Annotated in this window: 11 protein-coding genes; 8 read left to right on the forward strand and 3 right to left on the reverse strand. The window is 59.5% G+C overall.

What is annotated here, in order from left to right:
* Positions 1-615: 615 nt before the first annotated feature.
* The 4 genes from BM234_RS09020 (at position 616) to BM234_RS09030 (ending at position 3,915) form a co-directional block, all read left to right on the forward strand.
* Positions 616-1,098: a hypothetical protein gene (locus BM234_RS09020; protein WP_092063547.1), complete on the forward strand. Its 483-nt coding sequence runs from the start codon at positions 616-618 to the stop codon at positions 1,096-1,098.
* Between the two features lie 74 nt (positions 1,099-1,172).
* Complete coding sequence (locus tag BM234_RS17465; protein WP_175501234.1) at positions 1,173-1,349, forward strand: hypothetical protein; 177 nt, start codon at positions 1,173-1,175, stop codon at positions 1,347-1,349.
* A gap of 51 nt (positions 1,350-1,400) precedes the next feature.
* Positions 1,401-2,615: a hypothetical protein gene (locus BM234_RS09025; RefSeq protein WP_092063550.1), complete on the forward strand. Its 1,215-nt coding sequence runs from the start codon at positions 1,401-1,403 to the stop codon at positions 2,613-2,615.
* 823 nt (positions 2,616-3,438) lie between these two features.
* Positions 3,439-3,915 carry a plasmid recombination protein gene (locus BM234_RS09030; protein ID WP_217645965.1) on the forward strand — a complete coding sequence of 159 codons (477 nt, stop codon included), beginning with the start codon at positions 3,439-3,441 and terminating at the stop codon, positions 3,913-3,915.
* A gap of 138 nt (positions 3,916-4,053) precedes the next feature.
* Here BM234_RS09030 and BM234_RS09035 read toward each other — a convergent pair whose 3' ends face one another.
* The 3 genes from BM234_RS09035 to BM234_RS09045 form a co-directional block, all read right to left on the reverse strand.
* A complete protein-coding gene (locus BM234_RS09035) occupies positions 4,054-4,983 on the reverse strand; it encodes a DMT family transporter (protein ID WP_092063555.1) in 930 nt (309 codons plus the stop codon).
* A 280-nt stretch (positions 4,984-5,263) separates the two neighbouring features.
* Positions 5,264-6,604 (reverse strand): MATE family efflux transporter, encoded by a 1,341-nt coding sequence (locus tag BM234_RS09040; RefSeq protein WP_092063558.1) that lies wholly within the window; start codon positions 6,602-6,604, stop codon positions 5,264-5,266.
* 132 nt (positions 6,605-6,736) lie between these two features.
* Complete coding sequence (locus BM234_RS09045; protein ID WP_092063560.1) at positions 6,737-7,432, reverse strand: GntR family transcriptional regulator; 696 nt, start codon at positions 7,430-7,432, stop codon at positions 6,737-6,739.
* A gap of 214 nt (positions 7,433-7,646) precedes the next feature.
* Between BM234_RS09045 and BM234_RS09050 the strand changes: the two genes are divergently transcribed.
* Genes BM234_RS09050 through BM234_RS09065 form a run of 4 tightly spaced genes read left to right on the forward strand, consistent with a single transcriptional unit; the run spans position 7,647 to position 12,202 of the window.
* Entirely contained in the window at positions 7,647-8,744 is a 1,098-nt protein-coding gene (locus BM234_RS09050; protein WP_092063563.1) for an ABC transporter ATP-binding protein, read from the forward strand.
* Positions 8,741-9,736, forward strand: coding sequence for an ABC transporter permease (locus tag BM234_RS09055; RefSeq protein ID WP_092063566.1), 996 nt, complete (start codon positions 8,741-8,743; stop codon positions 9,734-9,736). The genes BM234_RS09050 and BM234_RS09055 overlap by 4 nt, the downstream gene beginning before the upstream one ends.
* A 7-nt stretch (positions 9,737-9,743) precedes the next feature.
* The gene (locus BM234_RS09060; RefSeq protein ID WP_092063569.1) at positions 9,744-10,625 is read left to right on the forward strand and encodes a carbohydrate ABC transporter permease; all 882 of its coding nucleotides are present in this window, start codon (positions 9,744-9,746) and stop codon (positions 10,623-10,625) included.
* A 29-nt stretch (positions 10,626-10,654) separates the two neighbouring features.
* Entirely contained in the window at positions 10,655-12,202 is a 1,548-nt protein-coding gene (locus BM234_RS09065; protein WP_092063572.1) for an extracellular solute-binding protein, read from the forward strand.
* Positions 12,203-12,278: the final 76 nt, after the last annotated feature.

The raw sequence follows: 12,278 nt of genomic DNA on the forward strand, positions 1-12,278 counted from the left end.
CTGGCCAAAGGCGTAAGCGCGATGCGCGGCGATGAAATGCCGCGCCGTAAAAGCCGGGCATCGGTTGATACATTGGGTCGAAAAGGGCTGCAATCGGTAGCCCGCTGCGCCGGGCACGAACGGCAGCTTCGGGCCGATAGCGGCGAGCCTTAGCTTGCTCAGCGCAATCCACCCCTTCTTGGTGGAGCTGCTGATTCCGCCCCGAAGCTGATCCGGCAATTTTAACATGGCGCTAAAGGACGCCAGCCATCGGCAATCTCAGTCGATCTCGTTGGCCCCTCCGTCGCGTTGGGAGAGCACCGGCGCTATGCCGCCTAACTATGCCGCCCTACCCTGTCGAGAGTGCCGTTGTCGCGCATCCTGCTTTCGGGGCTCCAATAAAATAAGGCCCTTGGCGCACAAGGATAAGCTGAAAACGGTCTCGAAAACCGTCACTCGGAGGTTCGAATCCTGCCGAGATCGAATTGTAGTCGCCAATACCGAATTCAGCGCAGCGCACTGATCACGCGCCATGAGCCTTGCCAAGTTCGATGACTTCTTCCTACGCTGGGAAGATAGGACCAGCGATTATCTCGGGGAAGTTCCTTCAAGCGATTTTGCGGCCGCGCCGATGAGATGGCGCAGATCATCGACCGCTGGCAGCGCGCAAGCAAGATCGAGGCGCCGGAACCGCAGCTTGTAATACTGAATGCAGAACGCGGCGTGGGGAAGACCCGGCTGGCGCTGGAGTTCTACCGCTGGCTGAGCGAGACCGTCGATGGGCGCGGACGTGACGGCTACTGGCCCGACACGGTCGAAGTCCTCGACCGCAGCATCGACGTCAATCCCGATCCCGATTTCTGTCGCTACGGTGTGCCAATCCCATATCTTTGGTGGGGGCCAAGAGCATCGGACAAGGGCGTAGAGAACGGCATCGCTGGCGATGCCATCGCCACCTACGACAAGTTCCTCGCCCCGCACCTCGTTGCACTAACGTTGCGCGCCCGGATGATGAGCTCCGGTAAGGCCATAATGGATGTCTGGCGCGACGTGGCAAAGGGCGAGGCCGCCAGTTGGAGTGGCTACGACACAGTGATTTCTGTCGGAGAAAGCTGCTGAAGACAGTAGGTATTCTCCGGGGAACGCTTGGATCATCCGCCAACGACGCCCGCGAGGAAAAAGCCAAGCGATCGATGAGCCGGGTCGACGCCGTGATGGAAGATCTGGAGAGCATCTTCAATCCTCGGTCCTACACCTACGCGAAGACGCCGGGGGTGATCTTGATCGACAATGCGCAGTTCTCGACAGACGATCCAGGCTTGTCGGTATTCGCGGAACGCTTGCTTAATACCGCGATGACCCAGTCCTAGCCGGTCTTGGTCCTTGTCACGCACTGGAAACGCGATCTTTCCCCGGAGTTCATGAAGACCGAGCGCTGCTTCGCGGGCATCCTGCACCATGGCCGTGATCGGACCCCCGCGGACAACGGGCCGGCGGCAGGGTTGCCTGGCGGGTTCCTGAACACCGGCAACACTCTGGAGATCGACCTGCCGGTCGTGCCTGATCTGTCGGACGCCCTCTTGGAAACCTTTCCCGGACTACTGCCGGACCAAGTGTCAGCCCTGCTCGATCATGCCGGAGGCAATCCGCGTCACCTTGAACAAATCATCGCGTTCCTTCGCGAAAACGAGGACTTCTTCGAGGACTTCGATCCGCAGGCGGCGCTAACGACGCAAGGACTCTCCGAGGCTCTGGAAGAGACCCAAGAAATCTTCAAGGTCGTGCTGCGCCGACTGCGCGATGCGCCCGAGGATGTGCAGGAAGCGCTCTGCCTTGCAAGTCTGCATGGCATTCGCTTCGTCTCCGACTTGGTCGATGATCTCGCCTGTCTGCATCTCGGGGAAGGCCGCGGCGACGCCCTCGCGAAAGCGGCCAACCCATACAGTATGATCTCGGCGCCGCGCCGGGAGAAGATTTCGGAGTTCACCGAGCGCCTGTTTTACATCGTAGCCGAGCATCGGCGTCGATCGCTGAAGGTGCTGATGGGGGAGGATGCCCTTCGCAATTCTTTAAGGGCGACGCTCCGCGCCCGGCTGGAGAACATCGGCGCAAGCGCAGGTATCGAGGAACAGGTCCTGACATTCGGAATCGCGGCGCAGACATTTTCCGAAGATGACCCTGAGGACCGTCATTACCATCTGCTCGCGCTGGCCCATCTTGCACAAGCGGAGGCAGGACGCTACTCGCACGAAGCTGCGGTAGAGGCTGCATCCAAATTTTATGTGGTGCACCGGCGCGATCCCGCTGCGGCGAACGAGATCACAAGTGGGGTGCTCAACGAGTGTGCCAGCTTGCTGCGTGATGAGGGCCGTGTAGCTGAAGCCCTCGAAATTCTTGGCCCAGTCCTAACCCGGCACCGCGATCTGGCGGAGCGCCTGAAGACGCCGGAGAGCCTGCGGGACCTGTGCGTCGCCTTGTATTTGAGTAGTTCGCTGCACATAGAAATGGCCCGACTGGACGAAGCCGCAGTATTTGTCGACGAGGGGGAGACCTTGGCGACGTCTATTCCAGAGTTCATGCGGGACGAGGTCGTGAGTGCGTTCCAGGGCCTTCGGACACTCCTTGGCCAACCTTGACGACATTCCTGTGTCCGTGTCGCGAGCGAAGTCCGCTATGCCGTCCGACTATGCCGTCTTGCCCCGCTCAGCCCGCCGAAATTGCGGATTCCGCCATTGTAGAGTCAATAAAATATGACCCTCTGAGTGCACCCCTCGACCGAAAAACGGTCTCGAAAACCGTTGACCCTTCACGGGGTCCCAGGGTTCGAATCCCTGTCTCTCCGCCATTTTTACCTAAGCGTAATGCGCATATACCCAAGAAAACAAGGCTTTTCAGCGAGATGCGCTCGAAGATGCCCGTGAATTTGCTCCACTTTTTGCTCCACATTCTCCAGCGCCTGCGAAGATATATCGTCGGCAGTTAGGTCTTCCCGCGCATCCCGATGGGCCAAGCAGCTCGCACCCCGCCTGACCTACGGGCCCGGACAGATCAGCAGAGCGCCGTGGACGATCAACGGCACGACAATCGCGACGCGGACGAGGTTTCGGCGCAGCCAGACTCGGGCGCGGATGCAGTATTTCATCGGCCTCTGACCCAGCGAGACGTCCGAGCACGGCCGAACCGGTGGCCCGGCACACGGCGAAGCCGCTGTGCTTCAGCGGCACGAGCAGCCGGCGCGCGCCTACGAAGCGCGTTGGCTCGTTCAATCCCGCCGAGAGGTAGTCTGTCCGGCGACGGACATGAACCTCGTAGCCGACATTGGACCGCCGGCGCGAGGTGGTGCCATAGTGAGTAGAGGGCCACTCACACCCCGCGACGCATCAAGGAAGGAACCGCGATTTCCGGATCGCCTAGGTCAACAACATCTCCCCGTCTCCTGTCCTTCCGGAGATGTTCCCCGTGGTCCACCAGTCCTGCTCAAAGTTCGCCATCGTCTGTCGCTTCCAGGGTTTGTTCCCGAAGGATATCGGTGGCTATGAGAAGCATCGCCCCCGGAACGGCGGTGACCTCGGCCATGTCGATCCCACCCGTTCGCACCTGAACCGGCCCGTGATCGGCGAGGCGGATTGGGCAGCTCAGACGATCGCGATGATCGAGGACATGAAGGCCGAGAACTTCGCGGACGAGATCGAAACCCTCACGCGGCGGCGCCGAAAGAAGCAGATCAAGGAGCGCATGGCCGAAGGCCCACGCGATCCGTGGCGCGCGACCCGCCACGGCCCAATGCGGGAGGTGATCCTGACGGCCAACCGCGACTGGTTCGACGCTCTCCCCACCCCCGCCGCTCGGCAAGCGCGTGCCCAGGCCTTCGAGGACGCGGCCCGGGACTGGCCACCGGCGACGCTCGCAGTCCAGAGGCTCGCACAACTCTCTTGAGATCCACCTTGGTAGCTCTCACACATCGAGGCAGCCGTTCGGAGCACTGGCTGGAAGCGCCCCGATCGCTGGACCGCCTGATGCATCGGCCAGAGCACAACCTTGCCGATGCTTGAATACCGCCTTCTCCCGAGGGGTTCACTTCCCGCGCGGGCCGCCATGCCCGGGCTGTGCCGGCGCCGAAGCCTGCGTCGACACGATCCCTAAGCACCCCACGACCAGCGCGACACCGATCCAGCCTGATAGAGGCAGCCGTTCGCCCACTATCAAAACCGCGAGCATGGCAGCCACAACAGGCTCCAGGAGGGTCAGCGTTGTGGCTTCGCTCGCCTTCACCCGAGCGAGCCCAAAGCCGAAGCAGATATACCCCAGAAACATCGGGACGGCCGCCATGTAGATCCCGACGGCCATATTGCTCCACGATGCAAGGAAGGGACCGCCAAGAGCGTAGAGGACCGGCATGAGGAAAAGACCGCCCAATCCGAATGTCGCCCCCATCGCCACCGACGACCGAATCCCGCGGAGCATCATTCCCCGCGCCGTCCACGAATAGAGGGCATAGGTCAGACCTCCGACCAGCCCCAGAAGTACGCCTGGCAATGTCGAGTTACCGTCCAACAATGCCTCCGTCGGCGCGCTTTCTGAGATGCAGATCAGGATGATCCCCGTCAAACCTACGATCGCGCCGACGGCCCAACGCCAGGTCAGATGCGTTCTGTCCAATGCGTATTCGATCAAGGCGGAAAGCAACGGAGCGGAGCCGATCGTAACAACCGTTCCCACCGTGACACCTGCGAGCCGCATGGAGCCATAAAACGCCAAAGGGTACAACGCCACGGCAAACGCCCCACTCAGCAAAAGCAAGCAATGCTCCCACAGCCTTGCCCGAGATCGCGCGATGCCACGTGCAGCAAGCAGGGCTTGGGCCAAGCCCCCTACACCCATTGCCGCCGCACCTATTGCGGCCGCGCTTACGTCGGGGGCAAACGTCGCCGCCGTGCCTGTCGTGCCCCATACGGTCGCGGCGAACAGGATCCCGGCAAGGCCAATCAAACGATCACGCGCCATGCCAAAGCTCTTTTCTCGCACCGTTTAATCAACCTAGTGCGCATATCGGAACTGCGATGTGCATTCTTTACTCACGAGGCGCCCAAGCAGGATGCTGAGGGGTGCCCCCAATGATCGGGATAGAACATGTACGGGAGGGGCATTGGAGGCCTTCGCCAGAGCAGGAAGAGAGGAGCAAATAGTAAGCGTATACACCCAAAGCTACAACACTCTCCCTCTACGGTTGTTACACCTCGTTCTAATGGCGCAGCGCATTAAATACACCGCGTCAAACGAACGTCTAATCGGGGAGGCTTCTTTTCCACTCACCCCAAAGCAGCCCGCGATGAAACGGGATGAACTTCAGCAATTCTTCGGCAAAAAGGATCGCAAAGACCCACCCGACCGGTGCGTGCCACCACAGAACCATTGCCGCACTAAGCGGCACCTTGAAGGCCCATTGTGGCCAAACAAAGATATGCATGACGTAGACAGTGCGGCCCGCTGCGCGCAAAGTATTGCCGCAAATTGCATTGGAGTTCTTTGGCCACGGCAGCAGCAGCAATGTCGGCAGAAATGTCAGAAGCGCCGCGCGCGTCCGCCCGTCAATCCCGTCATAGATTTCTCCGGCAAACAGCACAACGCAGGCGTAGATAGCCGCCACTGCGAGGGAACTGACCATCACCCCCCTCCAAGCCATCCAGAGAAAAGCATCGAGTTTGGCGCGTCCTCCCCCCTGCCCCAAATGCTGGGCGACGACGATGCCTGTTGCCTGCGCCCACGCCATGCCGAAGGTTCCAGCGACATGCACCCACGGCAGCATCAAGGTCAGCGCCGCAAACTGATAGACGTCGTAGGCCGCATAAATCAGCATGCAAACGCTGGCTGATGCCTGCGCGCTAAAGAAGGTCGCCGCGATCGGGAGGGCAAAGGCCAAATGGCGGCGAGCCGCTGGCCAGAGCGGCTCCAACTGCGCCGAACGCCAGTGACCTTGGTCCTGACTGACACGAAACAGAAGATACCCGGCACGAACCGCTGACCCGACCACACTCCCCAAGGCGGCGCCGGCAAGTCCAAGCGCAGGCATGCCCCAAACGCCGTGGATCAGCGCGTATGACAGCGCGATATTGATTGGGACCGAAAACACGTAGCTGTAGAACGGGGCGCGCGTTTCCCCGCACCCATTGAAGAAGGCGGACAAGCTTTGGCCAAAAGCTTCGGCAATCACCACCCCCGAAAAGATCAGCAGGTAGTTCCTCGCCCCAAGAAACACCTCCTCGCTATGCGCGGAGGCGCGCAAGATAGGTTCCGCTGAGAGAGCAAGGAAACCCAAGCCGATCGCGCAAACACTCAGGTTGATCAGCACGGACGTCCGATAGTTGCTGCGCAATGCCTCTGGCCGGCCAGAGCCCCACGCTTGCGCGACGAGGATCTGTGCCGCATTCGAAAACGCGTTTTGCGCTCCGAGCAACAGCCCCCCTACCGCACTGGCGAGCCCCATTGCAGCGAGGGCTTCCTCGCCCAGTGACGCGACAAGCCACGCATCGACCACGACGATGCCGTGAAGCATGAGCATCCGCAAAGCCATAGGCCACGCCATCCCGAGGAGTTGGCGCCAATCACGCGTCGCCGACCGTTTCACGCGCGCATCCTTATCGTTGGTGGTGAAGAAATCACTTTAGCCCGTACCGAGGTACTTTCGTAGTATGTGAACTGGGATACAAGTGTAAATTTTTCGCCGGTCTCTTCGCGTCCCGTGGCGAACGTGAAGAGATCAGGTTTCGTCGTCGGCGAAATATGCGGCGCTGTTCACGCGGATTGCGGCGATGGTATCATCCAGACGCGAAAGGTGCCGCATCCCCGCGGCAACCGCCGCCTCGGCATCGCCTGCCTTTATGGCCCGGGCAATCTCCTCGTGATCCCGGATCAATTCCGGCATCCGCTGCTCCTTGGCCAGGCCCAGAATGCAGAGCCGGTCCACCTTTTCCTTCTCCGCCTTGATCACCTCGAAGGCATAGGGAACCCGTCCAATTTCGCAAATGGCGCGATGAAAATCGTAGTCCAGCGCGCCGAATGCCCCAAAATCCCGTTCGGCGAGAGCCTTTTGCTGAAGCGCGATACAGGAATCGAGCTGAAAACCTCCAGCCACATCACAGTGCTCCGCAGCCTTCCGAAGCGCAGCCGCCTCTATAGAGGCCCGCACAAACCTGCTCTTTTCAATAGCTTGGATCGAAAACTTTCGAACCTCAGTCGCCCGTTTGGGTCGAACGAGGATCAGTTCCATACTTTCGAGCCGCCGGAACGCGTCACGCACGGGCTGGCGCGATACGCCAAACTGCGCCGCGATATCCGTCTCCGAAATCCGCGTCCCCGGCAGCAGGCGCATCGAAGTGATCTCTCGATAGAGATACTCGGCGATGTCATCGACGATGTTGCGCCGATCCTCGGGCAGGGTTGCGACTTTGCTCATGATCACTCCTTGGCGGCGATGCCGTTATAGCCTGCGTTGATCAGAAAATACCAGCTTGACCCGTAAACTCTTGAAGGAACGACATCATTCTTGTGGGATACAGTACTAGTATCCAAACTTGGATACAAGTATTGACTTAGGCGGAGAATCGGCTCACCTTTCATCGTGCAGAAGCGGCCCAAACCCGGGCCCCGCATCTTTGGGAGGGGAAGCGATGTCCGGCGTTCGTCTCGATGGAATCGTCAAGAACTATGGTCAGCTTCAGGTCGTCCACGGCATTGAGCTGGACGTTGAGGAGGGGGAATTCGTCGTTCTCGTAGGTCCCTCCGGCTGCGGCAAATCTACGACGCTGCGCATGATCGCAGGGTTGGAGGAAATCAGCGGGGGGAGCCTCACGATCGACGGACGTGAGATGAACCGCGTCGCCCCGAAGGATCGAGACGTCGCGATGGTTTTCCAGAACTATGCGCTTTATCCACACCTGAACGTCGCCGAAAACATCGCGTTCGGTCTGCGCATCCGCAAGGAACCGAAAGCGGCAATCCGGGACGCTGTCGACGAGGTGGGCGGCATCCTCGGCTTGACGGAATACCTCGACCGCCGGCCTGCCGACCTTTCCGGGGGCCAGCGGCAACGAGTTGCCATGGGGCGCGCCATCGTTCGCCGCCCCAAGGTCTTTCTCTTTGATGAGCCCCTTTCGAACCTCGATGCCAAATTGCGCACCCAGATGCGGGCGGAAATCAAGCGTTTGCACAAACGGCTGGGCGCGACGTCGATATATGTGACCCACGATCAGGTTGAGGCGATGACCCTCGCGGACCGCATCGTCGTCATGAATGACGGCAGGATCGAACAGATCGGCACGCCCATGGATCTGTTCCTCAACCCCGCCAATACCTTCGTTGCTGCATTTCTTGGCTCCCCGCCCATGAACATGGTGCAGGCAACGGTCGTCGCCGGCGATGAAGGTCCGCAAGCAGAGTTTCAAGGCAACCGGCTTCCCCTGCCCCAACTGGCCGCTATCCAGCCTGGCATGACAATCACTTTGGGTATCAGGCCCGAGTTCGTGACGTTGCATGAAGCTCCCTGCTCGGGAAGCGTGGACGTGGACGTGGACCTTGTGGAGACCCTCGGGTCAGAGGCCCTGATCCATGCGACACTCGCCGGTCAGCCCTTCGTCATTCGCGCCGAGACCATCGGCCGCCCTCCGACGAACGGTGATATCACGAGGTTTACGATCGCCCCGGAGTTGCTGCGCATCTTCGACGCCGAAACCGGTGCCGCCCTGCCCGGCCAGAGGGTCACGTCATGACCCACACGCCAGAAATACAAGGCAATCGCACCGAAGAACTGGTGATCGAAGCGCGCGAGGCACAGCGCCACCGCAGGCCAAGCCGGATCGAACGTCTAGGCGATCACTTCAAACGCGAATGGCAGTTGTACCTGATGCTGCTGCCGACAATCATCTGGCTGCTCGTTTTCCTCTATAAACCGATGTACGGGCTTCAGATCGCTTTCAAGGATTACTCGATCTTTCGCGGTATAGAAGGAAGCCCATGGATCGGGCTGGAGCATTTCTATTCCCTCTTCGACAACGACCAGTTTATCCGCGCGCTCAAGAACACCATCATCATAAGCGCCTACGGGCTGCTCTTTGGCTTCCCAGTACCGATCATACTGGCGTTGATGTTCAATGAGGTGCTGAACGCCTGGTTCAGAAAGACCGCCCAGACGATCGTCTATCTGCCCCACTTCATCAGTTCGGTGATTATCGCGGGTATCGTCATGACGGCCTTTTCGCCCTCAGCCGGCATCATCAACACCTTTCTCGGCTGGTTCGGGGTAGAGCCGATCTACTTTCTCACCAAGCCGGAGTGGTTCCGCCCGATCTTCATCGGTACCGGGGTCTGGCAAGAAGCGGGTTTCCAATCGATTGTGTATCTGGCGGCGATCGCCGGGGTCTCCCCCACGCTCTATGAATCCGCCGTGGTCGATGGGGCCAGCCGTTGGCAGATGATCTGGAAGATCACGGTTCCCTGCATCCTGCCTACCATCATCATCATGCTCATCATCCGCATCGGCAACATTCTCGAGGTGAGCTTTGAGATGATCATCCTGCTCTATCAGCCCGCCACCTATGAGACGGCGGACGTGGTGAACACCTTCATCTACCGGCAAGGCATTCAGGGCGGGCAATACGACCTGGCCGCGGCAGCTGGACTTTTCAACGCGGTGGTGGCCTTCGTGCTCGTGATCTCGGCCAACACGGTTTCCAAGCGCTTCTCGCGCACATCCTTGTGGTGAGGTCGGTATGAACAAGCTCCATCTCTATTCCCGCGGCGACCGTCTTTTCGTCATCGTCAACATGGTTCTGATCGGGCTCTTCGCGCTCTCCACGTTGTACCCGTTCATCTACATTGCTTCCCTGTCGCTCAGCTCCGGCTTCGAGGCCCGCGCAGGAAACGTTATCCTGACACCAGTCGGCTGGACCTTGGAAGCATACAAGCGGGTTCTGGCGGAACCGATGTTCTGGATCAGCTACAAGAACACGTTCATCTACACGATCTTTGGTACGCTCACGTCGCTGGCCTTCATCATCCCCGGTGCCTATGCGCTCTCTCGCTCCCAGCTCTACGGGCGGAGATTCTGGAACCTCGCGGTGGCCTTCACCATGTGGTTCAACGCCGGCCTGATCCCGTTCTTTCTCAACATGCGTGACCTTGGGTTGCTCGACAGCTACCTCGGCATCATCATCGGTTTCGCGGTCAACGGCTTCAACATCATCTTGCTGCGCAACTTCTTCGAAGGAATCCCGCAAAGCTTTGAAGAAGCCGCCCGCATGGACGGGGCCACCGAGTTTCAGGTTCTGTGGAAGGTCTTCGTACCGCTCTCCAAACCAGCCATCGCGACGGTCGCTCTCTTCTGCATCGTCTCTCGCTGGAACGGGTTCTTCTGGGCGATGGTGCTTTTGCAGGACGAAGACAAAATCCCACTTCAGGTCTACCTGCGCCACACCATCTCGGAGTTGACCGACGATGAGGAGTTTGCATCGACCCTGCTGACGGCGAGCTACAGCGTCGAGACCGTAAGTGCGGCGATCATCGTCTGTTCGATCATCCCGATCCTACTCATCTACCCGTTCCTACAGAAGTACTTCACCAAGGGCATCCTTCTCGGAGGAGTGAAGGAATGATGCTCTCACGCAGTCAGGGAGGACACCTCATGCGTATCCAAACAGTTACCGCAGCAGCACTCGCCAGCACGATGCTCACAGCGCCCGTCTGGGCCGAGGATCAACTGCCTATCGTCGACGAGCCGCTTGAACTGACTATCCACATGCACTGGCCGCGCAGCCAAGGCTATCAGGAAGACTACCCGGTCGAACTGGCCGCCCGTGAGCGCACCGGCATCCACCTGATCGACGCGACGTCCGGCAAGAACACCAAGGACAACAACGAAGCCATGAACCTGCTTCTGGCTCAGGGCAACCTGCCTGACATCGTTGGTGGAAACCGCATTCAGCAGCCGGTCAACCAATATGGCCCTCAGGGCGCATTCCTCCCGCTGAACGATCTCATCGAGGAGCATGCCCCGCACATCAAGGCATTCTTCGACGAGCGCCCCGAGTTGCGTCAGGCAATCTCGGCCTACGATGGCCAGATGTACTACATTCCGTATCTCCCGGACGGGAAATATGGCCGGGCGTGGTTCGTGCGTCAGGATTGGCTCGACCAACTGGGATTGGAACAGCCCGACACGGTCGAAGACCTCTACGCCGTCCTGACAGCTTTCCGCAATCAGGACCCCAACGGCAACGGCAAGACCGACGAAGTTCCCTACTTCGCCCGCGACTGGGAGGAAGTGCTCCGCCTTCTGACACTATGGGACGCGCGGTCCTCGGGATCTGATACCTATCACGACTTCTACGTAAAGGATGACGGCACCATCGCACATCCCTACGCTGAGGAAGCCTATCGGACCGGTATCGCGAATATAGCCAAATGGTACGACGAAGGCCTGATCGACGCGGAGATTTTCACACGCGGCTCCTCCTCGCGCGAATACCTTCTGTCCGAGAACCTCGGCGGGATGACCCATGACTGGTTTGCCTCTACCTCAGGCTATAACGCAGCCCTTTCCGAGACGATCCCGGGGTTTGATTTCGCCCCCGTGCTGCCGCCTAAATCCGCAGGTGGCGTTCGCATGGAAGAGCATCGCCGCATCCCGATCAAACCTGACGGTTGGGCGATTTCCTACACAAACGAGCATCCGGTCGAGACGATCCGCTATTTTGACTACTGGTTCACCGAAGAGGGTCGCCTGCTGTCGAACTTCGGCATCGAGGGTGAGCATTACGACCTTATCGACGGGGAGCCCATTTTCAAGGAAGAGCTCCTGACGAATGGACGCCCCGTGAACACCCAGATGTACGAGATCGGTGCCCAGATCTATCGCGGCTACTGGATGGATTATCGCTATGAATGGCAGTGGACCGCAGAAGCTGCGCGCAAGGGCATCGAACTCTATGATGCGCATGACCTGCTCGTAGACCAATTCCTCGGCGTCGCCTTCGACGAAAGCGAACAGGCCGTCTACGACAAGTACTGGCCGTCCATCCAAGCCTACATGCTTGAGCGACAGCAGGCGTGGATCCTCGGATCCGGCGACGTGGAGAGCGATTGGGAGTCCTACATGGAAACTCTCAACAAGATGGGCCTTCAGAAAGTCCTTGAGGCGGTGAACTCGGCTTACGCCCGCCAATACGGCTGATCCAGACGGCCCGAACGGCGGGCACGGTTTTCTCCCTCCGTGCCCGCATTTTCTCGAACCGCAGACAAGAAAGACG

The sequence above is a fragment of the Poseidonocella pacifica genome (assembly GCF_900111875.1).
GTDB lineage: Bacteria > Pseudomonadota > Alphaproteobacteria > Rhodobacterales > Rhodobacteraceae > Poseidonocella > Poseidonocella pacifica.